The organism is Ruegeria sp. AD11(2025) (genome assembly GCF_056542405.1).
This window is the reverse complement of sequence record NZ_JBQFZU010000016.1, coordinates 1-24,549: the sequence shown is the minus strand read 5'-3', so window position 1 is coordinate 24,549 and position 24,549 is coordinate 1. Positions and strand designations below refer to the sequence as shown.

26 protein-coding genes and 1 pseudogene are annotated in these 24,549 nt (G+C 58.2%); 14 read left to right on the top strand and 13 right to left on the bottom strand.

The window, feature by feature from the left end; genetic code table 11:
* The first annotated feature begins 143 nt into the window (after window positions 1–143).
* A complete protein-coding gene (locus ACR1XY_RS15440; RefSeq protein ID WP_480594505.1) occupies window positions 144–962 on the top strand; it encodes a DUF2189 domain-containing protein in 819 nt (272 codons plus the stop codon).
* Window positions 963–1,237: 275 nt separating this feature from the next.
* Here ACR1XY_RS15440 and ACR1XY_RS15435 read toward each other — a convergent pair whose 3' ends face one another.
* From ACR1XY_RS15435 to ACR1XY_RS15425, 3 genes are all read right to left on the bottom strand, one after another.
* Window positions 1,238–1,441 (bottom strand): hypothetical protein, encoded by a 204-nt coding sequence (locus tag ACR1XY_RS15435; RefSeq protein ID WP_480594504.1) that lies wholly within the window; start codon window positions 1,439–1,441, stop codon window positions 1,238–1,240.
* A 57-nt stretch (window positions 1,442–1,498) separates the two neighbouring features.
* Window positions 1,499–2,737, bottom strand: coding sequence for an adenylate/guanylate cyclase domain-containing protein (locus ACR1XY_RS15430; protein WP_480594503.1), 1,239 nt, complete (start codon window positions 2,735–2,737; stop codon window positions 1,499–1,501).
* Window positions 2,738–2,798: 61 nt separating this feature from the next.
* Window positions 2,799–3,251 carry a MarR family winged helix-turn-helix transcriptional regulator gene (locus tag ACR1XY_RS15425; RefSeq protein WP_480594502.1) on the bottom strand — a complete coding sequence of 151 codons (453 nt, stop codon included), beginning with the start codon at window positions 3,249–3,251 and terminating at the stop codon, window positions 2,799–2,801.
* Window positions 3,252–3,308: 57 nt separating this feature from the next.
* Between ACR1XY_RS15425 and hmgA the strand changes: the two genes are divergently transcribed.
* From hmgA to ACR1XY_RS15395, 6 genes and pseudogenes are all read left to right on the top strand, one after another.
* Window positions 3,309–4,664 carry a homogentisate 1,2-dioxygenase gene (hmgA, locus tag ACR1XY_RS15420; RefSeq protein ID WP_480594501.1) on the top strand — a complete coding sequence of 452 codons (1,356 nt, stop codon included), beginning with the start codon at window positions 3,309–3,311 and terminating at the stop codon, window positions 4,662–4,664.
* 243 nt (window positions 4,665–4,907) lie between these two features.
* Complete coding sequence (fahA, locus tag ACR1XY_RS15415; RefSeq protein WP_480594500.1) at window positions 4,908–6,164, top strand: fumarylacetoacetase; 1,257 nt, start codon at window positions 4,908–4,910, stop codon at window positions 6,162–6,164.
* Window positions 6,165–6,319: 155 nt separating this feature from the next.
* Window positions 6,320–7,930: an FAD-dependent oxidoreductase gene (locus tag ACR1XY_RS15410; protein ID WP_480594499.1), complete on the top strand. Its 1,611-nt coding sequence runs from the start codon at window positions 6,320–6,322 to the stop codon at window positions 7,928–7,930.
* Between the two features lie 5 nt (window positions 7,931–7,935).
* Entirely contained in the window at window positions 7,936–8,133 is a 198-nt protein-coding gene (locus ACR1XY_RS15405) for a DUF2783 domain-containing protein (protein WP_480594498.1), read from the top strand.
* 4 nt (window positions 8,134–8,137) lie between these two features.
* A pseudogene (maiA, locus tag ACR1XY_RS15400) lies at window positions 8,138–8,768 on the top strand (maleylacetoacetate isomerase).
* Window positions 8,769–8,855: 87 nt separating this feature from the next.
* Window positions 8,856–9,197, top strand: a complete 342-nt coding sequence (locus ACR1XY_RS15395; RefSeq protein WP_480594497.1) for a DOPA 4,5-dioxygenase family protein — start codon at window positions 8,856–8,858, stop codon at window positions 9,195–9,197.
* Here the strand turns inward: ACR1XY_RS15395 and ACR1XY_RS15390 are convergent.
* Complete coding sequence (locus tag ACR1XY_RS15390; protein WP_480594496.1) at window positions 9,194–10,822, bottom strand: acyl-CoA synthetase; 1,629 nt, start codon at window positions 10,820–10,822, stop codon at window positions 9,194–9,196. The two genes, ACR1XY_RS15395 and ACR1XY_RS15390, sit on opposite strands and share 4 nt — an antisense overlap.
* 223 nt (window positions 10,823–11,045) lie before the next feature.
* On the opposite strand from ACR1XY_RS15390, the gene ACR1XY_RS15385 reads away from it, so the two are divergent.
* Window positions 11,046–12,437 (top strand): aminotransferase family protein, encoded by a 1,392-nt coding sequence (locus ACR1XY_RS15385; RefSeq protein WP_480594495.1) that lies wholly within the window; start codon window positions 11,046–11,048, stop codon window positions 12,435–12,437.
* A 121-nt stretch (window positions 12,438–12,558) separates the two neighbouring features.
* Window positions 12,559–13,020: a hypothetical protein gene (locus tag ACR1XY_RS15380; RefSeq protein WP_480594494.1), complete on the top strand. Its 462-nt coding sequence runs from the start codon at window positions 12,559–12,561 to the stop codon at window positions 13,018–13,020.
* A gap of 104 nt (window positions 13,021–13,124) precedes the next feature.
* Here ACR1XY_RS15380 and ACR1XY_RS15375 read toward each other — a convergent pair whose 3' ends face one another.
* The 5 genes from ACR1XY_RS15375 to ACR1XY_RS15355 form a co-directional block, all read right to left on the bottom strand.
* Entirely contained in the window at window positions 13,125–13,652 is a 528-nt protein-coding gene (locus ACR1XY_RS15375) for an SPFH domain-containing protein (RefSeq protein WP_480594493.1), read from the bottom strand.
* 145 nt (window positions 13,653–13,797) lie between these two features.
* The gene (gene rplT, locus ACR1XY_RS15370) at window positions 13,798–14,163 is read right to left on the bottom strand and encodes a 50S ribosomal protein L20 (RefSeq protein WP_152457001.1); all 366 of its coding nucleotides are present in this window, start codon (window positions 14,161–14,163) and stop codon (window positions 13,798–13,800) included.
* Window positions 14,164–14,177: 14 nt separating this feature from the next.
* A complete protein-coding gene (gene rpmI, locus ACR1XY_RS15365; RefSeq protein WP_010443552.1) occupies window positions 14,178–14,378 on the bottom strand; it encodes a 50S ribosomal protein L35 in 201 nt (66 codons plus the stop codon).
* Window positions 14,379–14,560: 182 nt separating this feature from the next.
* The gene (locus ACR1XY_RS15360) at window positions 14,561–16,111 is read right to left on the bottom strand and encodes an alanine/glycine:cation symporter family protein (protein WP_480594492.1); all 1,551 of its coding nucleotides are present in this window, start codon (window positions 16,109–16,111) and stop codon (window positions 14,561–14,563) included.
* A 14-nt stretch (window positions 16,112–16,125) separates the two neighbouring features.
* The gene (locus ACR1XY_RS15355; protein ID WP_480594491.1) at window positions 16,126–16,563 is read right to left on the bottom strand and encodes a universal stress protein; all 438 of its coding nucleotides are present in this window, start codon (window positions 16,561–16,563) and stop codon (window positions 16,126–16,128) included.
* 199 nt (window positions 16,564–16,762) lie between these two features.
* On the opposite strand from ACR1XY_RS15355, the gene ACR1XY_RS15350 reads away from it, so the two are divergent.
* Window positions 16,763–17,206, top strand: a complete 444-nt coding sequence (locus ACR1XY_RS15350; protein WP_480594490.1) for an Lrp/AsnC ligand binding domain-containing protein — start codon at window positions 16,763–16,765, stop codon at window positions 17,204–17,206.
* Window positions 17,207–17,254: 48 nt separating this feature from the next.
* Here ACR1XY_RS15350 and pyk read toward each other — a convergent pair whose 3' ends face one another.
* Window positions 17,255–18,700 (bottom strand): pyruvate kinase, encoded by a 1,446-nt coding sequence (pyk, locus tag ACR1XY_RS15345; RefSeq protein ID WP_480594489.1) that lies wholly within the window; start codon window positions 18,698–18,700, stop codon window positions 17,255–17,257.
* A gap of 130 nt (window positions 18,701–18,830) precedes the next feature.
* Here pyk and ACR1XY_RS15340 point away from each other — a divergent pair, with 130 nt between their 5' ends.
* From ACR1XY_RS15340 to ACR1XY_RS15330, 3 genes are all read left to right on the top strand, one after another.
* A complete protein-coding gene (locus ACR1XY_RS15340; RefSeq protein WP_480594488.1) occupies window positions 18,831–19,568 on the top strand; it encodes an N-formylglutamate amidohydrolase in 738 nt (245 codons plus the stop codon).
* Between the two features lie 59 nt (window positions 19,569–19,627).
* A complete protein-coding gene (locus tag ACR1XY_RS15335; protein ID WP_480594487.1) occupies window positions 19,628–19,867 on the top strand; it encodes a DUF6868 family protein in 240 nt (79 codons plus the stop codon).
* A 71-nt stretch (window positions 19,868–19,938) separates the two neighbouring features.
* Window positions 19,939–20,253 carry a DUF1244 domain-containing protein gene (locus tag ACR1XY_RS15330; RefSeq protein WP_480594486.1) on the top strand — a complete coding sequence of 105 codons (315 nt, stop codon included), beginning with the start codon at window positions 19,939–19,941 and terminating at the stop codon, window positions 20,251–20,253.
* Between the two features lie 43 nt (window positions 20,254–20,296).
* Here ACR1XY_RS15330 and ACR1XY_RS15325 read toward each other — a convergent pair whose 3' ends face one another.
* From ACR1XY_RS15325 to dgcN, 3 genes are all read right to left on the bottom strand, one after another.
* Window positions 20,297–21,157 carry a D-amino-acid transaminase gene (locus ACR1XY_RS15325; protein WP_480594485.1) on the bottom strand — a complete coding sequence of 287 codons (861 nt, stop codon included), beginning with the start codon at window positions 21,155–21,157 and terminating at the stop codon, window positions 20,297–20,299.
* A gap of 11 nt (window positions 21,158–21,168) precedes the next feature.
* The gene (gene dgcA / locus ACR1XY_RS15320) at window positions 21,169–22,134 is read right to left on the bottom strand and encodes an N-acetyl-D-Glu racemase DgcA (RefSeq protein ID WP_480594484.1); all 966 of its coding nucleotides are present in this window, start codon (window positions 22,132–22,134) and stop codon (window positions 21,169–21,171) included.
* 70 nt (window positions 22,135–22,204) lie between these two features.
* Window positions 22,205–23,206, bottom strand: coding sequence for an N-acetyltransferase DgcN (gene dgcN / locus ACR1XY_RS15315; protein ID WP_480594483.1), 1,002 nt, complete (start codon window positions 23,204–23,206; stop codon window positions 22,205–22,207).
* 294 nt (window positions 23,207–23,500) lie between these two features.
* Here dgcN and ACR1XY_RS15310 point away from each other — a divergent pair, with 294 nt between their 5' ends.
* Window positions 23,501–24,463 carry an L-malyl-CoA/beta-methylmalyl-CoA lyase gene (locus tag ACR1XY_RS15310; protein ID WP_480594482.1) on the top strand — a complete coding sequence of 321 codons (963 nt, stop codon included), beginning with the start codon at window positions 23,501–23,503 and terminating at the stop codon, window positions 24,461–24,463.
* The last annotated feature ends 86 nt before the right edge of the window (window positions 24,464–24,549 follow it).

Below are 24,549 nucleotides of genomic sequence, written 5' to 3'. Positions count from 1 at the left end.
CGCAATTCAGCTACCATTCTCCCCCACCTTGCCCTTGCGCCTCACGTGATGCAGACTTGTTCGCGGAGGAAATGCGCCTGTTTCACAGCTGGGTCCGTCGGCAAACGGACCGGCGAAGCCCTGTGCTTTAGGAGGAGTGTGTCATGGCATCCAAAACCGAAGATTCCACACCACCGGACAATCTGACGCCGCAACAGCATTCCGTGCCCGAAGTCAACACGGTGACTTCGAGTGACATCACCGCGTCGCTGAAGGCCGGGTTTTCAGATTTTCTCGCGCGTCCCTTCATGAGCGGCTTTTTCGGCCTGTTCTATGCGGTGTTCGGCATCCTGTTTGTCTGGAGTCTGGTCTGGCTTGGCAAAATCTGGATGATCATTCCCGCGATTGTGGGTTTTCCGCTGGTCGCGCCTTTCGCCGCTGCCGGGCTTTATGAGATGTCCCGACGTTTGCAGAAGGGAGAGAATTTCGGCTGGTCTGAAATCCTTGGTGTCATGGCCAATCAGCGCAAGCGCGAAATGGGCTGGATGGCCTTTGTCACCCTGTTCATTTTCTGGGTTTGGATTTACCAGATTCGGCTTTGGCTGGCGATCACCCTGCAGAACGCATCCTTCTCTGACTTTAACGGTTTTCTGAACACCGTTATCTTCACGCCGCAGGGCTGGACTTTCCTTGCTATTGGCACCTGCGTCGGCGCATTTCTGTCTGCAGTCCTGTTCACGGTGACCGTCATTGCCATGCCCATGCTGCTCGACCGGGAAACCAATTTCGTTTCCGCCATGTTGACGTCCATCCGGGCCGTCTCGGAAAACCCGGTGGTCATGCTGACCTGGGCGGCGATAATCTCGGTCACCATGCTGCTGTCGATGGTTCCGGCGTTTCTGGGCCTGATCTTCACCCTGCCGATCCTTGGCCATGCCACGTGGCATCTGTATCAGCGGGTCGTACCTCCAGCCGAAGGGTGATTTTTCGCGCAGCTTCGCCGCCCATCCCGCCCGCTGGACCCAATGGATGCAGTGCCGCACCGCATGACATGGCGATCACTGAAGGTGCTCAACGACCCGGTAAAACTCTGCCCATGCTACAATGTGTTCAGGGGCAATTGTGTCTTCACCGCCATTGGCCAGTTGCTCAGGCGTTACCCATACAAGGCTTAGAGTCCGCGCGGCAGGGCATAGTTGCTCTGTCTGTTTGCTGGTTAATTCGGCACCAAGCACTTCAGCCAAGTCCGCTTCGCGCTCTACCGCCTGCTATCAACGATACCCTGCAAATCGGCGCGTTCTGCATCTTCAGGAAACGCCGTTATAAGCGCCTCAATAGCGGCCAAATCCTCACTTTGCGGACCTCCGCAAGCCCACTTGATCGCAATCGGATACAAAACATGATCGAAGCCAAAGAAGACATTGATCGCAGGATTGGTCTGCGCGGATACGGCAGATGCCATTACACTTAACGAGAGAACAAATGGCCTTATTGCTCCTAATATCGCACAAACACCCAACTACGGCGCCGCCTCATTATACACCGTGAACAACTCCTTCGGTTCGGAGACCCCGCGCAGCATGTATCGCCCGACAGACACAAGGTCCTGACCACAAGGTTGGGCAGCGCGTGCCACGTCATCCGAGATCAGAATACGCTGCCCCAGCGACCGGTGCATTCCGGCGATCCGGGCGGTCTGGTTTACGGCCGGGCCAATCACGGTGAAGTCCAACCGGGTCTCGGATCCGATATTGCCATACAGAATCTCACCCGCGTGCAGGGCAAGGGTAAAACTGGCCACCGGCAGGCCGTCGACCTTGCGACGGGTGTTCAAGACTTCCATCCGTTGCTGCAGCATCGGTACGGCCTTCAGCGCCGCACGCGCGTCTTCATCGATTTCACCGACGTCGAACATCGCCATCAGGCCGTCGCCCATGAATTTCAGGATATTGCCGCGGTTATCGTGCACTACACCTACGGCCACGGCCAGGTAATCGTTCAGCATGTCGATGATCTCGTTGCCCGGCAGTTCCTCGGAGAGGCTGGTGAAGCCTTCAAGGTCAAAGTTCCAGATCACTGCATCGATCTGCTGCAACGAGCCACGCCGGATTTCGCCCGACAACACGCGGCGCCCCGCATCGCGTCCCAGATAGACCCGCATCAGGTCCTTTGAAATCCGGGCGCTCGACGCGGATTTCAGCGCCAGCCCCAGATGCGGCAACGCCGTGTTGATCAGATCCAGGTCACAGTCCTGGAATCCTTCCGGAGCGTTCGAGGTCCAGGACATCAGAACTCCGTCCACGGCTTCTTTGGTGTCTCCTGTCACGCTCTGGGTCGGCACGTCAAAACTGACCCCGGTTGCAAAATAATCGGTGGCTCCGATCTGGCGCAGATCATTCAGCAGGGGAAACCGGCTTTCCTCATTCTGATCGACCAGACGCTCGCGGATTTCATCCACCTCATTGTTCAGAATGGCGTAGAGAGGACTTTGCCTCCACTGTTCGCTGGGCTCTTCGGTGTATTCAAAGGTCTCGGACTCACCGCCCTGCCCCTCATACCAGCTGAACCCGGTGCCGCCATAGACAGGGTGCAGCGCCGACTGCGCCGCATGAAAGCGCATCAGGGGTACGCCCAGTTCCAACAACTTGTTGCAGTAGCCGTCCAACAGCTCTTCTTTCGCGGCCCCTTCGAGACCGCGGGTCACAATCCATTGAATAAGGTCAGTTGATTTCGCCGCATAGGCGTTCAGGGTCGTCATATTTTTTTCCAGTGTCCGCTCTGGATGTCATCTGGGGGCCTGAGGTTGGAATTACCAGAGTTCAACCCATATGCGCCAACTGGCGTAGCATTTTGCGTAACAGGGCCACCTCGTCCGCATTGAACTCTGCAGCCAGCTTTGCGTCATACTGCCCGGCGATACCACAAAGCTCGCGATAGACAGATTGGCCCAAAGCCGTAAGCGTCAGGTGTTCCACCCTGCGATCCGTTTCGCTGCGGCAGCGCACCAGATACCGGCTTTCCTCAAGCCTGTGCACGGCCCGGCTGATCTTGGTTTTGTGAAGCCGGGCGCGTTCGCCGATCTCTTTCGCGGTCATTTCTCCGTAATTGCCCAGATGGAACAAGACCCGCCATTCATTGCGCAGCATCCCGAATCGGTCCTTGTAGACCCTCTGAAATTCCAGTGAACTTTCTTCGGCTGCCCGGTTTAGCAGGTAGGGCAGGAAATCCTGCAAATAAAAGTCATCATTTTTAGGGGAATCGTTCTGAGTCATGCTTGTTAGTTACAAAATCAACTACTATCCCTCAAGCAATAAGCGGAGGAACTCAGGATGAACCATCCGACTGATCCACATGAAATGACACAGGCCAGTACGCCGGTCGGCACCCATTCCGGCTATATGCCCGGCTTTGGTAATGACTTTGAAACCGAGGCTCTGCCCGGAGCCTTGCCGCAGGGGATGAACAGCCCACAGCGCTGTAACTATGGTCTCTATGGTGAGCAGCTCAGCGGTACGGCTTTCACCGCCAACCCGCCTGAACGGACGTGGTGTTATCGCATCCGACCGTCGGTCAAGCACTCGCATCGCTACGAAAAACTCGATCTGCCCTATTGGAACTCCGCGCCTTTTGTCGATCCGGACGTGATCAGCCTGGGCCAGTATCGTTGGGATGCGGTGCCCCATTCAGGTCAGGGGCTGACCTGGCTTACGGGCATGCGCACGATGACCACGGCCGGGGATGTGAACACGCAGGTGGGCATGGCCAGCCACATCTATCTGGTCACCGAATCCATGGTGGACGCCTATTTCTACTCGGCCGATTCCGAATTGCTGGTGGTACCGCAGGAAGGTCGCCTGCGCTTTGCAACCGAGCTGGGGATTATCGACCTTGAACCTAAGGAAATCGCAATTATCCCGCGTGGGTTGGTTTACAGGGTTGAAGTGCTGGAGGGCCCCGCGCGCGGCTTTGTCTGCGAAAACTACGGTCAGAAATTCGAGCTGCCGGGCCGCGGCCCGATCGGCGCCAATTGCATGGCCAACCCGCGCGATTTCAAGGCGCCGGTGGCCGCGTTTGAGGATCGCGAGGTGCCCTCGACCGTCACTGTCAAATGGTGCGGGCAGTTTCACACCACCAAGATCAATCAAAGCCCGCTGGATGTGGTGGCGTGGCACGGCAATTACGCGCCCTACAAATACGACCTGCGCACCTATTGCCCGGTCGGCGCGATCCTGTTCGACCATCCCGATCCGTCGATCTTTACCGTGTTGACCGCGCCTTCGGGGCAGCCGGGCACCGCGAATATCGACTTTGTCCTATTCCGCGAACGCTGGATGGTGGCCGAAGATACGTTCCGCCCGCCGTGGTACCACAAGAACATCATGTCCGAGCTGATGGGAAACATCTACGGCCAGTATGACGCGAAACCGCAGGGCTTTGTCCCCGGCGGCATGAGCCTGCACAACATGATGCTGCCGCACGGTCCGGACCGCGAGGCGTTCGAAAAGGCGTCGAACGCGAACCTCGGGCCCGACAAGCTGGACAACACCATGTCCTTCATGTTCGAAACCCGGTTCCCGCAGCATCTGACACCTTTTGCCGCCAACGAGGCCCCCTTGCAGGACGATTACATTGACTGCTGGACCTCACTTGAGAAAAAGTTCGACGGAACCCCAGGCAAAAAGTGATGGATTCTGGCTACCTAGTCATTGCCGTGTTCTTAGGCATCATCGGCATGTCTATATGGGCGCGGCGCAGACGCTGGAATGGCAAGCGCGACCATTACAAGCACAATCCAATGCCCGGCCATCGCCAGGAGGGTTCTTCCGGTGGGGTCGATCCCGGCGACTGAAAGACGGAAACAGGACCATGCGACACACCCTTTCGCGGTGCCACTTTCGCAACGACGACAAAGGCGACAAGGAACACAAATGACACTTTCGAAATCCTGGGTGGCCTCGGCCAATTCCGCCGAACACCCGTTTCCGCTGAACAACCTGCCTTATGGTGTCTTTTCGGTCGGCGGGGCTGCCCCACATTGCGGCGTGGCGATTGGAGACATGATTCTGGACGTCACCGCGGCTGAGGCCGAAGGGGTGATCAATCTGGACGACGAGCCGCTGTTCGACCTGCCCTTCTGGAACCCGTTGATGGAGCAAGGCCCCGCCGTCTGGGCCGCATTGCGCGCGCGACTGACCTATCTGCTGGCCGAAGGGTCGGAGGAACAGGACAAGATGGAACCTTTGCTGGTTCCGCAGGACGACGCCGAACTGCACATGCCCTTCGCCGTCAGCGAATACACCGACTTCTACGCCGGTCGCCATCACGCGCAAAACGTCGGCACCATGTTTCGCGGGCCTGAGAACGCCCTGCCGCCAAACTGGCTGCATATTCCCATCGGGTATAACGGCCGGGCATCCTCGGTTGTCGTCTCGGGCACCGATATCCGCCGCCCCTGGGGTCAGTTGAAATCACCGGACCAAGAGAAACCCGTTTTCCTGCCCAGCCGCCGCTTTGACATCGAGCTTGAAATGGGCGCCATCGTCGGCATGCCCTCGGAGGGGCCGATCACAGTGCAGGAAGCGGATGACCACATCTTCGGATACGTGCTGCTGAACGATTGGTCCGCACGCGACATTCAGGCGTGGGAATACCAGCCTCTCGGCCCGTTTCAGGCCAAGGCTACCGCGACATCCATCAGCCCGTGGATCGTGACCAAGGCCGCTTTGGAGCCCTTCCGTTGTGACACCCCCGCGCGCGAACACGAATTGTTGGACCACCTGAAGGACTGCGGCCCGATGCTGTATGATATCGACCTTTCCGTGACAATGGCGCCCGCGGGCAAACCGGCCACTACGATTGCCCGGACGAATTACAAGGAGATGTACTATTCCGCCGCGCAGCAGCTGGCGCATCATACCACCTCGGGCTGCCCGATGAATACCGGCGATCTTCTGGGTTCCGGCACAATCTCAGGGCCGACGAAATCCGAACGCGGCTCGCTGCTGGAACTCAGCTGGGGCGGGAAGGAACCGCTGACGCTGGACAGCGGCGAGACGCGCAGTTTCATCCAAGATGGCGACACCCTGTCCCTGACGGGCGCAGCCAAAGGCAAGGGCTACACAATCGGGTTCGGCGACTGCACCGGCACAGTATTGCCCGCTCACTCATCCCCGTACGCACGGTAAGAACAATACCCCGACTGACGACATTCCGTCGCATTTGATCCAGATCGTTTTACGGCGGAATTTATGATGAAACCATTGGCTCAAGCCTTCGGCACCTCAGCGCCGGGGAATTAAATCTTGCGCGTAACCCGCGCCAGACCATCGGGGGAGAGCCCATGAACAAGATTTTCGAAGTCCCGCTTTATGCCTATGAACGCAGCCCGGATCAGGATGCACCCACGCCTACCCGGCACAAGGTAATCGTGATCGGCGCGGGACCGATCGGGCTGGCCACAGCCATTGATCTGGCCCAGCAAGGGGTCGAGGTCGTGGTGCTGGACGACAATGATAAGGTCAGTTTCGGCAGCCGCGCCATCTGCTTTTCGCAGCGCACGATTGATATTGCCGACCGTCTGGGCGCGGGGCGTCCGATGATGGAAAAAGGGGTGCTGTGGAACGCGGGAAAGGTCTATTTCGATGAACGTCAGGTTTACGAGTTCAACCTGCAGCCCGACACAGGATACGCGAACCCGGCCTTCATCAACCTGCAGCAGTACTATTTCGAAAACGCCCTTGTTGACCGGGTGCGCGAATTGCAGGCCGAAGGTGCCCCCATCGAAATCCGCGGCCGCAACAAGGTCGAGGCCATCGGAACTCATGAAACCCACGTCACGCTTGAGGTCGAAACTCCTGAAGGTCCCTACAACATCGAGGCCGAGTGGCTGATCGCCTGTGACGGGGCGCACTCACCAACGCGGCGGATGCTGGGGCTGGATTTCGAAGGTCGTGTTTTCGAAGACAACTTCCTGATCGCCGATGTGGTGATGGAAGCAGATTTCCCGACCGAGCGCTGGTTCTGGTTCGATCCCCCCTTCAATCGCGGACAATCTGCGCTGCTGCACAAGCAGCCCGACAATGTCTGGCGCATCGACCTGCAACTGGGCTGGGATATCGACAAGGAGCGTGAACAAAAGCCCGAGAACGTCATTCCCCGGCTCAAGGCGATGCTGGGCGAGGATATTAAGTTCGATCTGGAATGGGTATCGATCTATACCTTCCAATGCCGTCGCATGGACCGGTTCCGTCATGGCCGCGTGTTGTTCGCCGGAGACAGTGCGCATCAGGTCAGCCCGTTTGGGGCCCGCGGCGCAAACTCCGGAATGCAGGATGCGGACAACCTGTGCTGGAAACTGAAGCTGGTCATCGACGGCAAAGCGCCCGAGATTCTGCTGGACAGCTACAACCGCGAGCGGGTTCAGGCCGCCGATGAGAATATCCGCATGTCCACGCGCTCGACCGATTTCATCACGCCGAAATCCGACATGTCTCGACAGTTTCGGGATGCGGTTCTGGACCTCAGCGAACACTTTGAGTTTGCCCGACCGCTGGTGAATTCCGGCCGGTTGAGCACACCCTGCACCTATGAGGGGTCCTCGCTCAGCTCGGCAGATGCCCTGAACGGGCCGGACATCACGCGCCCGGGCGCGGCCTGCCCTGATGCGCCGTTGGGCGATGACTTCCTGTTGCCGAAACTGGCGGGCAAGTTCACTCTGCTGACCATCGACGCCGACGCCCCTGACCGGATCGAGGAAGACGGTATCGAAGCCACCCGGCTGGCTTTGTCCGTCAAGGATGACCTGACGCTGGAACTCAAGCGCCGGTATCTGGGCGACGCGGACAGCGCGGTCTACCTGATCCGTCCGGATCAGCACGTGGCCGCACGGCGCGACACGTTCGAAGAAAACGCATTCCGGCAGGCGATCCGCCGGGCCACCGGTAAGGAGTAAGCAAGATGGCCGATCTGATCCTCACCCCGAACCTCGACAATGGCGACAATTTCTATGCCGAGTTGCTGACCGCCCATGACGGGCTGGATAAATCAGAAAGCGAAGCACTGAACGCACGGCTCATTCTTGTGCTGGCCAACCATATCGGAAACGCGGATGTGCTGGCGCAAGCCCTGAAAGCTGCCGCATTGAAAAACGACTGACAGAATGGCCGAGGTGATCCTGTTTGACTATGGGCAGTCATCGGCCAGCTATCGGGTGCGCGTCGCTGAATCTGGCCGGGATCGCCTATCGCGCTGTCTCTGTCGAACTCAGGGACGGGGCACAGAAATCGCAACCCCATCTGGCGCGCAATCCGCAGGGGCTGGTTCCGGTGCTTGAGATTGACGGGCTTCGGCTAACGCAATCTCTGGCAATCATCGACTATCTGGATCAGACTAGGGGTTTGGGGTTGCTACCGGCTGAACCCGCGCACCACGCAAAAGTAGCGGCTTTGGCGCAGTCCATTGCAGTGGATATCCACCCGGTCTGCAACCTGTCAGTTACTCAGTACACCACCACGCTCAGCGGCGGGGCCGAAGGGATGCTGGGCGATTGGATGCGCCACTTTATCCGCCCGGGCCTGTTGGCTTTCGAGGCGCTTTTGGCCGAATTTGAACAGGCCCCCTATTGCGCAGGGTCTCAGCCCGGTATGGCCGATTTGTGCCTGATCCCGCAGTTGTACAACGCGCGCCGCTGGAGGGTGGACCTGTCCGACCTACCGCGCGCTCTGGCGGTCGAGGCCGCCTGTGCCAACCACCCCGCCTTCACGGCCGCTTTCCCTGAAGCTGTCGCCTGACCTGACGCACAGGTTCTGTGTGCTGACATCGGTGGGAAGGACAACCTGCATCGTGTATCCAGATACAAGCGAACGTAGGAGGCCCCAATGCCGGAGATCACTGGCTATCACGCCCATGTCTATTTTGACGCTGATACGCAGGACATTGCGCAACAGATCTGCCAACAGGCCGCGCGCCTGTTCCCGGTTGAGATGGGCCGAGTGCATACCAAGAATGTCGGCCCGCATCCGCGTTGGAGCTGCCAACTGGGATTTGCGCCGGACGCGTTCGACCAGGTTGTTCCATGGCTGATGCTGAACCGGCAGGGCCTGACCATCTTCACCCATCCGGAAACCGGTGACCATCTGACAGATCACCGGGACCGCGCGGCGTGGATGGGTGAAATACTGGAGCTTGACCTGTCAATCTTTGACAAGATGGGCGCTTAGGTCAGCGCCCGCGCCTGATCCCGCAGTTTGAACTTCTGTATCTTGCCGGTCGAGGTCTTCGGCAATGCCCCGAACACCACCGTCTTGGGCGCCTTGAAATGGGCCATGTTGTCCCGGCAGAAGGCAATGATATCCGCCTCGCTCGCCTGCGCATCCGGCTTGAGTTCGACAAAGGCGCACGGTGTTTCCCCCCATTTCTCATCCGGGCGGGCGACCACGGCGGCCTCCATCACGGCGGGGTGTTTGTACAGGATATCTTCCACCTCAACCGATGAGATATTCTCCCCGCCCGATATGATGATGTCCTTGGACCGATCCTTCAACGCGATGTAGCCGTCCAGGTGCATGACCCCCAGATCGCCCGAGGCAAACCAGCCGCCACGAAACGCCTTGTCCGAAGCCTCGGCGTTTTTCAGGTAGCCTTTCATGACGACGTTGCCCCGCATGAAAATCTCACCCATCGTCTCGCCATCTGCAGGCACAGGTTCCAAGGTCTCCGGGTCGGCTACCATCAGCCCCGACAGGGCCGTATAGGGAACCCCCTGACGGACCTTGAGCGCGGCGCGCTCTTCGGCCCCTTTGCTGTTCCACTCGTCCTTCCAAGCGCACACCACAGATGGCCCATAGGTTTCGGTCAGGCCGTAGACATGGGTCACCTCGACACCCATGCTTTCCATCTTTTCGATCACGGCGGCCGGTGGCGGGGCACCTGCGGTCATCACCTTGATCTCATGACCGAAATCTTTCAGGTGATCCGGTGCGTTGGCCAGCATGTTCAACACAATTGGCGCGCCGCAGAAATGAGTAACCTTTTCATCGCGGAAGGCGGCATAGATCGGCTCGTCCCGCACCGCCCGCAAACAGACCGAGACCCCCGCATTGGCTGCCATTGCCCAAGGGAAACACCAGCCGTTGCAATGGAACATCGGCAGCGTCCACAGGTAGACCGAATGCTTCGGCATGTCCCAGTCCAACAGGTCCGACTGTGCGTTCAGCGTCGCGCCCCGGTGGTGATACACGACCCCTTTCGGGTTGCCTGTGGTGCCCGAGGTATAGTTCAGCGTAATCGCATCCCATTCATCATCGGGCAAAGACCACACGAATTCCGGATCGCCCTCGGCCAGCAGCGCGTCATAGGTCAGGCTGCCCAGCTTTTCACCGCCAGCAAAACTGGGGTCTTCGATGTCGATGACCAGCAGGTCATGATCCACCTGTTTCAGGGCCTCTTTCACCACGCCCGAAAACTCGGGATCGACCAGTAGCACTTTGGTTTCGGCGTGGTTCAGGATGAAGGCGATGATCGGCGCGTCCAGCCGCGTGTTGATTGTGTTCAACACCCCACCTGCCATGGGCACGCCGAAATGGGCCTCATACATCTCGGGAATGTTGGCGGCGATGATCGAGACCGTGTCGCCCTTGCCGATCCCCCGCGCCGCCAATGCGCCCGCCAGACGGCGGCACCGGGCATAGGTTTCAGCCCAGCTAAAACGGCGCTCGCCATAGACCACCGAGGGGTAATCCGGGTAGATCTTCGCGGTGCGTTCGATGAAACTCAGCGGCGACAAGGGCGTGTAGTTCGCGCGGTTCTTGTCCAAATGACGCTCGTAGATATTGTCCCCTGCCATGTGCTGACCCTCCCAGTTCAATTCCTGCGCGACTTGATCACAAAGTAAGGAACCTGGCAAACCCGTAGAAATACGCCGAGGGCATGGACTGGCAATACGGGATGGTGCAATCTGGCCCTATCTACAGATGGCCATTCGCGGTGATCTGGGCCATCAAGAATTCCAAGCCGGGGCGGCATCGTTCCCGCAACCTGCACACCCAATACTTCTGAAAGGACATGTCATGGACGGCACGTTCAACGAAAACGATCTTTCCCGCGTGGTCGAGGCCGACCGCGCCCATATCTGGCACCACCTGATCCAGCATAAGCCCTTTGAAACCAATGATCCCCGCATCATTGTCGAAGGCAAGGGAATGCGCGTCTGGGATCAGAACGGCAAAGAGCATCTGGATGCCGTTTCGGGCGGTGTATGGACCGTCAACGTGGGCTATGGCCGCGAATCGATCTGCAAGGCGGTGTACGACCAGCTGATGAAGCTGTGCTACTTTGCCAACTCCGCCGGCTCGATCCCCGGGGCAATCTTCGCCGAAAAGCTGATCGAGAAGATGCCGGGCATGAGCCGTGTCTACTACACCAACTCGGGCTCTGAGGCGAACGAGAAGGCGTTCAAGATGATCCGCCAGATCGCGCACAAGAAATATGGCGGCAAGAAAACCAAGATCCTGTACCGCGAGCGCGACTATCACGGCTCGACCCTGGCGACCATGTCCGCAGGTGGTCAGGACGAGCGCAACGCGCAATACGGCCCCTTCGCGCCCGATTTCGTGCGTGTCCCGCACTGCATGGAGTACCGCAAGCACGAGCTGGACGGCGCACCGGTTGAAAACTTCGGCGAATGGGCAGCGGATCAGATTGAAGAGGTCATCCTGCGTGAAGGTCCAGACACCGTTGGAGCGCTGTGCCTCGAGCCGGTGACCGCAGGTGGTGGCGTGATCGAAGCGCCCGAGGGCTACTGGCAGCGCGTGCAGGAGATCTGCAAGAAATACGACGTGCTGCTGCATATTGACGAGGTCGTCTGTGGCGTTGGCCGCACTGGAACTTGGTTCGGCTACCAGCAATACGGCGTCAAACCGGACTTTGTGACGATGGCCAAAGGCGTTGCCTCGGGCTATGCGGCGATTGCCTGCATGGTTACCACCGAGGAAGTCTTTGAGATGTTCAAGGACGACGCGGCCGACCCGCTGAACTATTTCCGCGACATCTCGACCTTTGGCGGCTGCACCGCCGGTCCTGCGGCAGCGATCGAGAACATGCGTATCATCGAAGACGAGAACCTGCTGGGCAATTGCTCGGCCATGGGGGATCGCATGATGGGCAACCTGCAGGCGCTGATGGAAAAGCACAAAGTCATCGGCGACGTACGCGGCAAGGGCCTGTTCCTGGGCGCCGAACTGGTCTCTGACCGCGGCAGCAAAGAGCCGGTGGACGAGAAACTGGCGCAAGCGGTTGTGGCCGATTGTATGGCGCAAGGCGTGATCATCGGCGTCACCAACCGCTCGGTCCCCGGCCGCAATAACACGCTGTGCTTCTCGCCCGCGCTGATCGCAACGGCGGACGACATCGATCAGATCACCGGCGCGGTCGACGGCGCGCTGGGTCGCGTGTTCGGGTAAGTCCCTGCACTATCCCAAAGAAAACCGGCGCCAACCGCGCCGGTTTTTTCGTTTCTGCGTTGCGTTTTGCCAAATTCCTGAACTCGGGTAGCCTGTGACCATTCAATTCAGGAGATACCCCATGGCATTCAATTTCCTTCGCAGCTTGGTCGCAGTTCTTGCGCTTTCCATCGCTGCTCCGACCAGTGCCGAACAGGGCAGCGGTTTCCCTCAGATCGTCGGCACGTGGCATGGCACCTATCTGGTGGGCTTCGCCAAATCGAACCCAAACCACGCAAAAGGTCTGCTGAAGACCGAAATGGAGTTGGAGATCACCAAGCTGGACGGCAACCTGATCACCGCGACGAACCGTTGGCGGCGCATCGGTGACACCGAATGGATCGTCGAAGAGGCGATGGGCACCTTCAGCCTGGACAACCCCACCCGCTTTGTTCTGGCAGAGGCTGGGATATCCGGTGATGACGTGTCGTCCGGAGTTTTCAACGGCGTCTATCTGGATGACGTGATCATGGTGACTTACGCCGGACCGGGCACAGGAGTGGCCTTTGCGGCGCAGTTGGTGAAGAAGGAAGGAAACAAATAACGAACCCGACACAGAAAACGTGGCCTCTGGGGCAACTTGCGCTTCCCGTCTACGACTTCTTTTTCAGCAATCAGTTTTTGACCGCCGGTCCACCCTGATCCGATCTACTGAATGGCGCAATCGGGCGAACGTACGAATGAGCGCGAGAGCCTCGCTCCATACTCTTCAAGCGACTGCGCATTTGCCTTCATTTCAGACCAAAAAAATGCAGAGAGCTCATCTCTCTTAATACGGGAAACGTGCGCCAAATCCATAGCCTCCATCACCATCTTCTGCATCACGGTCGCAACTTTGTCGCGACCTTTAAAATGGTAAGACTCTAGGTCGGAAACCGTCCAAACAACAAAGACTGAGAAGTGGCAATCATCAACAGGCGAACCACTGTCCAAACTTTCGGTTCTTTCCCTTGTAGTTACTTCGATCACGACTTTCTCAAATTTGGGGATGCAGAAATGGCGCCCAGGAAACAGTTTACGCTTAAAGATTCCATCCGCGTCGAGAACCAATGCCTCACTTTCCGGCGGCACTGAAATAAGCCCACAGCCGGATATTACAGCCTGAGCGACGGCGCTAGCTGGCTGTATCGACAGGATCAAATAAAGCACGGCCATCCGAAGCAAAGTGTTCATCATTGATACTCATCCAAATGACTTTTCGGTTGCGTACCAACTTTCGGAACGGCAAACAACAACCCGCTTGCTTTGGTTTTAGTAAGCGCTAACGAAAAAAGCCGCCCCCTTCGGGACGGCCCTTCATTCACTGTCTCTCGAAAGAGGATCAGGCAGTCAGAGCGGCCTGAGCTTTGGCGACGATCGCGCCGAACGCTTCCGGTTCGTGCACGGCCAGGTCGGCCAGAACTTTGCGGTCCACTTCGATACCGGCCAGGTTCAGGCCGTTGATGAAGCGGGAATATGTCAGTGCTTCGTCATGCGAACGGACAGCAGCGTTGATACGCTGGATCCACAGCGCGCGGAAGTTGCGCTTGCGGTTCTTACGGTCGCGGGTTGCGTACTGATTGGCCTTGTCGACGGCCTGACGGGCAACCTTGAAGGTGCTCTTGCGGCGGCCATAGTAACCTTTGGCGGCCTTGATGACCTTCTTGTGACGGGCGTGAGTTACGGTTCCACCTTTAACGCGGGACATCTCTTAATCTCCTCTTAGCGGTCGTAGGGCATGTAGCCCTTGACGATCTTGGCGTCGGGGGCGGACAGGGTGGTGTTGCCACGGGCGTCGCGGATGAACTTCTTGGTCCGCTTGATCATGCCGTGCCGTTTGCCGGCCTGGCCAGCAAGGACCTTACCGGTCGCAGTCACCTTAAAGCGCTTCTTGGCGCTCGACTTGGTCTTCATCTTAGGCATTTCCGTCTCCTTTCAGGGTTCGGTACTAAACGCGACTCGGCATGCCATCTCGGCCGGTCACGCGATCAGAAGCGCCGTTTACGCAAGTTCAGTCATAGTGGCAAGGGGGTTTGGACCAGAAACTGCGATTTTCGCAGGGTGGTCAGGCACCGGGGCGACAGGCGCCGCCCCGGTGGATTGGGTTAATGTTCGAATTTGCGGATTTCACCGGTTTTCAAGCGGCTCGCATAGCTCGCCAGCTCTTCCCGCACCACTTTCATCAGGAAGTAGAGCGCAAAGACGTTCACAACCGCCATCGCAAAGATCGCCGCATCCGAGAAGTCAATGACCGGGCCAAGGTTGGCCGCCGCGCCGATGACGACGAAGATGCAGAAGATGATCTTAAACACCAGTTCCTTGGTGTGGCCCTCGCCGAACAGATAGGTCCAGGCCTTAAGACCATAATAGGACCAGCTGATCATGGTCGAGAAGGCAAATAGTACCACTGCGATGGCCAGTACATATGGGAACCAGCCAAAGGCGCTTGCAAAGGCGGCTGAGGTCAGGCTGACGCCCGAGTTGCCGTCAACAGTGGCAATCGCATTACCCGCTTCGTTCAGCAAGTATTTGCCGGTATCCGGATCGATGATCAGCTGCTGGGTGATGATGATCACCAACGCGGTCATCGTACAGATCACGACAGTATCGATGAACGGCTCCAGCAGGGATACAAAACCTTCCGTGATCGGCTCGCTCGTCCGCACTGCCGAGTGCGCAATCGCCGCCGAGCCCACGCCCGCTTCGTTCGAGAACGCCGCACGGCGGAAGCCCTGGATCAGGGCGCCAACCATGCCGCCCGCCACACCGAGGCCGGTGAAGGCACCCGCGAAGATCTGGCCAAAGGCCCAACCGATCTGGTCTGCGTGCATGATGATGATGACCAGAGCTGCCAACACATACATGATCCCCATGAACGGCACGACCTTTTCGGTCACGCGTGCAATGGATTTCAGGCCGCCCACGATTACCGCGAAAACGATGCCGGCAAAGACCAGACCGGTGATCCAGCCAGGATAGTCGCCCACGATACCTGCGATCTGCTGGTGTGCCTGGTTGGCCTGGAACATATTGCCCCCGCCCAGCGCGCCAAGAATACAGAAGATCGAGAACAAAATGGCCAGGATCTTACCGCCCGGCAGACCCAGTTCGCTGAATCCTTTGGACATGTAATACATCGGGCCACCAGATACGGTGCCGTCTTCGTATTCGTTGCGGTATTTCACACCCAGAGTACATTCGGTGAATTTCGAGGCCATGCCCAGCAGGCCCGCCGTGATCATCCAGAACGTCGCGCCCGGCCCGCCGATACCTACGGCAACCGCCACACCAGCGATGTTACCAAGGCCGACTGTACCCGATAGCGCGGTAGCCAGCGCCTGAAAGTGGCTGACCTCACCCGCGTCGTTGGGATCGGAATAGTCACCTTTGACCAAGCTGATGGCGTGCCCGAAGAAGCGGAACTGCACAAAGGCAAAATACAGCGAGAAAACCGTCGCCGCGATCACCAGCCATCCGACGATCCAAGGGAAGCCCGTGCCCGGAAACGGGGCGAAGATAAAGCTGACGAATGGTCCGGTGAAATCGGCAAACGCCTGATTGATCTTGTCATCCAAGCCCGGTGCGTCTTGCGCCCAAGCGGGGCTGGCGATCAAAGCTGCTGATGCACCAAGACTCAGTTTTTGAAGCATATTCATACTCTCCACTCCCCTCAGTTCACAACCGTGACCGGCACATCGGCATGCATGACCAGATTCTGGGTCGAGCTGCCGAACAGGCGTTTTTTGAACCCGTCCGCCGAGGCGCGCCCGACGATGATCTGGGTGCCGCCGTTTTCAACCGTGATCACGTTCAGCGTTTCGGCCACGTCGCCATGGCGAACAATGCCATGCGCTGTGAAGCCCTCTGCATTCAGCGCGTCTACCGCAGGGGTGACGATCCGTGTCGTGGCCAGTTCGACCTCTTCCTCGCGCCGTTTGTGCCGCAGCGCGTTTTCTTCAGGTGTCTGGAAAGTGAATGGGGACCATTCGATCACGTAGACCACCAGCAACTCACATGAGCCGATGCGCCCTGCCAAATCCTTGGCAAAGGCGATCGCGCGCTCCCCGGTCTCTGTCCCGTCCAGTCCTATGACAATTTTTGTTGTCATGTCGGTTCTCCAATTTTTTTTCGTTGGGTCGAGGCCCGTGCCCTCGACAAGGCAGCCGAACTTGGAACACATTTACGCAGCTGCCTTCAGACAAGTATTAGGAAAAATCACTAGGAATTGGTGATTATTTTAGTCTATATTCAGTGAAAAATGTCGTCTTACGCTAAGATTTCAGGGATTTTTACTGATCGATAGAGATTTGGACAAAATCGACCAACGTATTCTGCAAGAGTTGGAGATCAACGGAAGGTTGTCGATTGTCGATCTTGCGGCACGCGTCAATCTGACCAATACTCCCTGTTCCGAGCGGGTCAAGCGCTTAGAAAAAAGCGGGTACATCAAGGGCTATTGCGCCATCGTCGATAAAGAACGAATGGGGCTGGCCTTGCTGACGGTGGTGCAGGTTTCACTCGCCGCTACAGCTGAGCAATCTCTCAGCAGATTCAATGACGCTGTCCGCAACATTCCAGAGATTGAAAGCTGCCTGATGGTTGCGGGTTCGTTTGATTATCTGCTGACCGTCCGCACTCGAGATATCTCACACTTCCGCGATATCCTCGGCGAGAAAATAAACAAGCTGCCTGGAATTCACCAGACCAGCTCATTTACAGTAATGGAGATCGTGAAAATCCCTGTCTCCTGACTGGTTGTATTTCGGCCACGCGAGGGATTGAACGTTGAGACAAGTACATCAACCGGGATCTGTATTGTAAATCAGACGTTCGTCACAGGGTGCGATACGCAGGATATTGGTGGTTCCGGGCACGTTGAACGGCACACCGGCCGTTACCACAATCTGATCGGACTCGGTCGCAAACCCGCCGGCACGAGCAGCGCGGGCAGCATTGACAACGGCCCCCTTGAAACGCTCAAGCTCGGGCGTCATCACGCAATGGCAACCCCAACTCAGGCACAGGCGCCGCGCGGTTCCGGTGGCGGGGGTCATGGCGATGATCGGCACACCGGGACGCTCCCGCGCGGTCAAAAGTGCCGTTGTGCCGCTTTGGGTAAAGCAGCAGATGGCCTTGATATCGGTCTTTTCGGCAATCTCGCGCGCGGCGGCCACGATCCCGTCGGCAATTGTCGTGCCTTTGGCTGTGCGCGACGCCGAGATGATCTGCGTATAGGTCGGGTCGGCCTCGACCTCGATGGCGACCTTGTTCATGGTTTGCACAGCTTCGATCGGGTATGAGCCCGCCGCGGATTCAGCACTTAGCATGATGGCGTCGGTGCCCTCGTAGATGGCAGTCGCCACATCTGAAACCTCGGCCCTCGTGGGCATCGGGCTTTCGATCATACTCTCCAGCATCTGGGTCGCTACGATCACCGGCTTGGCCGCACTCCGGCATTTCCGCACCAATCGTTTCTGAATTGGTGGAACTGCGGAAACCGGCAGTTCCACCCCAAGATCACCGCGTGCCACCATGATCCCGTCCGAGGCATCAAGGATATCGTCAAACGCCTCAACAGCCGCAGGCTTTTCGATCTTGGACAGGATCGAGGCACGGCCATCGGCCAGCGCGCGGGCTTCGAACACGTCCTTGGCGCGCTGCACAAAGCTGAGAGCCAGCCAGTCCACACCCAGTTGGCAGACAAACTCCAGATCGTCACGATCTTTGGCCGACAGCGCGGCCAGCGGCAGCACCACATCAGGAACGTTTACACCTTTGCGGTTCGAGATCGTGCCGCCGACTTCGACCGTGCAATTTGCAAAATCCTGGCCGCACTCCTGTACGGTCAGGCGAATTTTGCCATCGTTGACCAAAAGGCGCGCGCCTGGCTCCAACGCGGCAAAAATCTCGGGATGTGGCAGACACACGCGGGTGATATCACCGGGTTCGGGATTCAGATCCAGACGGAAGGCAGCGCCTTCATCCAATTCTTCTGCGTCATTGGCAAAAACTCCGACACGCAGTTTGGGACCCTGGAGGTCAGCCAGAATTGCGATCGGACTGTCGAGATCCTTTTCAACCTGCCGAATGATCCTGTGGCGTTCACGAATTTCATCATGACTGCCATGACTCATGTTCAGGCGAAACACATCTGCGCCAGCCTCATGCAGGGCGCGGATCATATCATAGTCGTTTGACGCCGGTCCCAGCGTCGCCACAATTTTCACATTTCTCAGGCGTCGCATTGGTTTTGTCTCCTAACGTCTTCTCTTGGATTTCGCATCATGTTACCGCAAACATCACATGTCAGCTTATTGCGCAATTCCCTTTTCAAAGCAACTGCCCTAAACCTGCGACAAACTAGATGACAGGCTTATGACGTATTCCCCGTTTTTTATCCACGGTGCCGATCGCCCCTCGCGCTGGCTGATCACATGCGACCACGCAACCAACACGGTTCCCCCCGAAATCAATGGAGGCGAGCTTGGCCTGCCGCGTGAGGATATGGAACGGCATATTGCCTATGATGTCGGCGCCTATGAAGTATCCAAGCACTTGGGCGAGATCCTGAACGCTCCGGTGATCGCCGCCAATTTCTCGCGTCTTGTGATCGATCCGAACCGGGGCGAAGATGACCCAACCCTGCTGATGAAGCTCTATGACGGTTCGATTATCCCCGGTAACCGCCACGCCGACGCGACCGAACGCGAACGGCGCCTGAACATGTGCTACCGCCCCTATCACGAGGCACTGGAGCGTATGTCGGGCCTGCCGCACGCGGTGATCGTGTCAATGCATTCCTTCACCCGCCAGTTGCGCGGTCGCGCGCCGCGTCCGTGGCATGTGGGGGTTCTGCACACGCCGGACGAACGGTTCTCACGACCCCTGATCAACCGGCTCGAGGCCGAGGACGACCTGTGCGTCGGCGTCAACGAACCCTATACTGGCGTCTTGCCCGGTGATGCGATCGACCGGCACTGCACCGCCCATGGCCGTCCGAACGCCCTGATCGAGCTGCGCAACGACCTGATCGCCGATCATGCCGGACAACGCATCTGGGCCGAGCGCATGGCCGTGGTGCTACAGGATGCTCTGGCAAACAGCGGCCTTTGATCACACCTCATTGTGAGGTCAGCTGCTGATCCCCATATATTATGGGAAAGGGGGCGACCATGACTCAGGAGTTTCTGACCTCTGTCTTTGGCTGGATGGCGGCACTCAACATTGCGGTCCTGCTGTTCACGACACTTATGATCGTGTTGTTGCAGGATTGGATCGCAGGTGTGCATGGCCGGATGTTCCAGATGGAGCGCCCGGACGTGAAGCGGGCGTATTTCCGGTATCTGGCGAATTACAAAATCCTGACCCTGATCTTCTGCATCATTCCCTGGCTGGCTTTGAAACTGGCCTGAGACACCGTGTTGAAACATCGCCATCGGACCGCTAGGTCAGAGACAACGGTACAGTCATCCGGAGCCAGACCATGGACAAGAAAACCGAAACCGAACTTCAGGCCGCCGCGTTCCGCCGGTTGCAAAAGCACCTGATGGAAGATCGCACCGACGTTCAGAACATCGACATGATGAATCTGGCCGGGTTCTGCCGCAACTGCCTGGCCCGCTGGTATCAGGAAGCCGCCAACGAAAAGGGGATCGAGATGGGCAAGGACAAAGCCCGCGAGGTTTTCTATGGCATGACCATGGATGAGTGGAAGGCCAACTACCAGACCGAGGCCAGCCCTGAGAAGCAGGCAGCTTTCAAGGTCGCCTTTGACGAGAACGTAACGAAAAAGGGCTGACGCCAGATACGAAAAAGGCCCGCCGATTCGGCGGGCCTTTGCTTTAGATTGCGGCCTTGCGGCTTTCGTCCAGATAAATCTCGCGCAGGCGTTTGGAAATCGGGCCCGGTGTGCCTTCGCTCAGCGTCACCCCGTCAATCTCAACCACCGGCATGACAAATGCGCTGGCCGAAGTGGTGAAGGCCTCATCCGCCTCTTTCGCCTCATCAATGGTGAACAGACGCTCTTCGATTTCCATCTGAGCCTCTGCCGCCATGCGCAGCACCGCCTTGCGGGTGATGCCGTGCAGAATGTCGTTGGACAGCGGGCGGGTGACAATCTTGCCGTTCTTGACGAAATAGGCGTTGTTGCTGGTGCCCTCGGTCACATAGCCGTCTTCCACCAGCCACGCATCGTCGCAACCCGCTTTTTTGGCCATCATCTTGCCCATCGACGGGTAGAGCAACTGCACGGTCTTGATGTCGCGGCGACCCCAGCGGATATCCTCGATCGAGATGATCTTGGCGCCTTTCTTGGCCGCGGGGCTGTCGGCCAGACCCGGTTTGTTCTGGGTGAACAGCACGAGGCTGGGTTTGGTATTGGCGGACGGGAACACGAAATCCCGGTCGCCATCCGAACCCCGGCTGACTTGCAAATAAACAAGACCTTCTTCGATGCCGTTCAACTCCACCAATTTGCGGTGAATTTCCAGCAGCTCTTCCTTGGTGCAGGGCTCGGCCATCTCCAGCTCGTCCAGCGACCGCTTGAGGCGCACCGCGTGGCCTTCGAAATCGATCAGCTTGCCATCCAGAACGCTGGTCACTTCGTAAACGGCGTCCGCAAACAGGAAACCACGGTCAAAGATGGACACCTTGGCCTCGGTCTCGGGCAGGTATTCGCCATTTACGTAAACGGTGCGGGTCATGTCTTGTCTCCTCAGCCCCAGAGTTCCGCTTTGGGCGGGTGCACTCCGGCATCATCAAAAATCAGCGGGTTGTCGCGGTCTTCGGCTAACAGAAGCGGGCCGTCAAGGTCCGTTACCATCGCACCCTGCGCCAGCAGGGTCGCGGGTGCCATGGCCAGAGAACTGCCGACCATGCAGCCGACCATCACACGATAGCCCTCTGCCAACGCGGCTTCACGCAATGCCAGCGCCTCAGTCAGGCCGCCGGTTTTATCAAGCTTGATATTCACCACGTCGTACTTGCCCTTCAACGCAGGCAGGCTTGCACGGTCGTGGCAGGATTCGTCTGCGCAGACCGGCACCGGGCGCTCCATTCCGATCAAGGCCTCGTCGTCCGCTGCGGGCAGAGGCTGCTCGACCAGTTCGACACCAAGTCGCACCAGATGCGGAGCCAGATCGGCATAAACTTCGGGCGACCAACCTTCGTTTGCATCCACTATGATCTTTGACTTTGGCGCACCGGCACGCACAGCCTCCAGCCGAGGCATGTCATCCGGGGTGCCCAGTTTTATCTTCAACAACGGACGATGCGCGTTTTCGGCGGCTTGCGCCTGCATCGCTCCGGGTGTCGCCAGAGACAATGTGTATGCAGTTATCTCCGGAACCGGAACCGGCAGACCGGCCAATTCCCAAGCCCGCTTGTCCGCGCGTTTGCAATCCAGATCCCACAACGCACAATCCACGGCATTCCGAGCGGCACCCGCAGGCAACAAATCCATCAGCGACTGACGGGTGAACTCGGCAGGCAGGCCCGCGATTTCAGCCTCAACCGACTCGAGCGTTTCATCATAGCGCGCATAGGGAACACATTCGCCCCAGCCCTGATGGGTTCCGTCTGAAATCCGGACGGTCAGCACCTTTGCCTCGGTCCGCGACCCGCGCGAGATGGTGAACACCTGCGCCAATCGAAACACATCACGAGAGACCTCTACCTGCACGCAAACGCTCCTTCGTCTTTTCAAAAAAGTACGCCGGGGCGAGGAACCTCGCCCCGGCGCGTCGTTCAGATCACATTGCGGCCAGCGCGTCCACCAGCTTGCCCGAGCCGAAACGGAACGGATCGGTCGCAGGCAGACCCATATCGTCTTCGATCTTGACCAGATAGGCGGAGGCGTCTTCCTCGGACATGTGCTGCGTGTTGACCGAAACGCCAACGACCTGACAATCCGGGTTTGCAACCTTGGCCAGTGCCAGCGCGGTGTCGCGCAGGGTCTCCAGTGTCGGCAGTTGATAGGTCGGCAGGCCGCGCATGTGCTCGCGGGTCGGTTCGTGACACAGGATCAGCGCGTCAGGTTGACCGCCATGGACCAGCGCCATGGTGACACCTGAATAGGACACATGGAACAGCGACCCCTGCCCTTCGATCAGGTCCCAGTGGTCGTCGTCATTGTCGGGTGTCAGCCACTCAACCGAACCGGCCATGAAATCGGCAATCACCGCGTCCAGCGGCACACCGTCACCGGTAATGAGGATGCCGGTCTGACCGGTGGCGCGGAAGGTGCATTTCATGCCGCGCTCACGCATTTCTGCGTCCATTGCCAGCGCCGTGTACATCTTGCCAACCGAGCAGTCGGTGCCCACAGCCAGACACCGCTTGCCCTTGCGTTTGATACCATTGGCGATCGGATAGTCGACTTCGGGCACGCGCACATCGTGCAGTTTCTGGCCGGTCGCTTCGGCAACGGCAACCAGATCAGGTTCGTTGCGCAGCAGGTTGTGCAGGCCCGAGGCGAGATCGAAGCCTTCCTCCAGCGCCATGACCAGAACCTTTTTCCACTCCTGACTGATAACGCCACCGCGGTTGGCCACACCGATGACAAGGGTCTTGGCCCCGGCTTCTTTCGCCTCGGTCAGGGTCATGTCTGTCAGTCCCAGATCGGCCTTGCAGCCCTCCATCCGGTACTGGCCCACGGCGTTTTCGGGACGCCAGTCCTTAATTCCAACTGCCACTTTGGCCGCCAATTGGTCGGGCGCATCGCCCAAAAACAGCAGGTACGGTGTCTCGATCATTGCGGTCACTCCTTTGATTCCGACGCAGGCTAAGGGACGTGCCTTACGAGTGTTTCGCGTTTTCATTCGGGTTCGGCTGCGTGAAAGGGAATTTCTTGCACGTTTTAAACTTAACGCGCAAAAATCTCTCAAGTTTTCACAGTGATTAATCTTTAATCACCACGCAGACCCCAACACACGGCAGATGCTGCGATTGCATTGCCGCAGCTGCACAAAGAAGCTTGCGAAGCCTTGCGCAATTTAATACCCCATACAGCAAGAAAATCGTAATTTCCTTTCTTGCACGAGGTCCAGATGAGCTTTCGCATTCAACCCGCCGCCCCCGCGCGCCCCAACCGTTGTCAACTGTTCGGGCCGGGATCGAACACAAAGCTTTTCCCGAAAATGGCGGCGTCTGCAGCGGATGTGATCAACCTCGACCTTGAGGACTCGGTCGCCCCTTCTGACAAGGACGTCGCGCGCGCCAATGTGATCGAGGCGCTGAACACGGTCGATTGGGGCAACAAGTACATGTCCGTGCGGATCAACGGGCTGGACACGCCCTATTGGTATCGCGATGTGGTCGATCTGATGGAACAGGCAGGTGACCGTCTGGACCAGATCATGATTCCCAAGGTCGGCTGCGCAGCGGATGTCTATGCTGTAGACGCGCTGGTCACAGCTATCGAGCGCGCCAAGGGCCGCACCAAACCGGTAAGCTTTGAGGTCATCATCGAGTCCGCCGCAGGTATTGCCCATGTCGAAGAGATCGCGGCCTCATCGCCCCGTATGCAGGCGATGAGCCTGGGCGCTGCGGACTTTGCGGCCTCGATGGGAATGCAGACCACCGGCATCGGCGGCACGCAGGAAAACTACTATATGCTGCGTGAGGGCGAAAAACACTGGTCCGATCCGTGGCACTGGGCGCAGGCCGCCATCGTCGCTGCCTGCCGCACCCACGGCGTGCTGCCGGTGGACGGGCCATTTGGTGATTTCTCGGATGATGAGGGTTACATTGCGCAGGCCAAACGCTCGGCCACGCTGGGTATGGTCGGCAAATGGGCGATCCACCCGAAACAGATCGCGCTGGCCAATCAGGTCTTCACCCCGTCAGACGAGGCCGTATCCGAAGCACGCGAGATCCTGGCCGCGATGGAGCAAGCCAAGGCCAATGGCGAAGGTGCCACTGTCTACAAAGGGCGTCTGGTTGATATCGCTTCGATCAAACAAGCTGAAGTTATTGTGGCACAGGCGGAGCTGATCGCCGCAAATGGCTAGGCTCAGGACCCATTGATTTCCGTATAGCGGCGTGATTCACGGTTCGAAAACGAGCGGTGAACATGTCTGATCTTTTCTGGCTTACA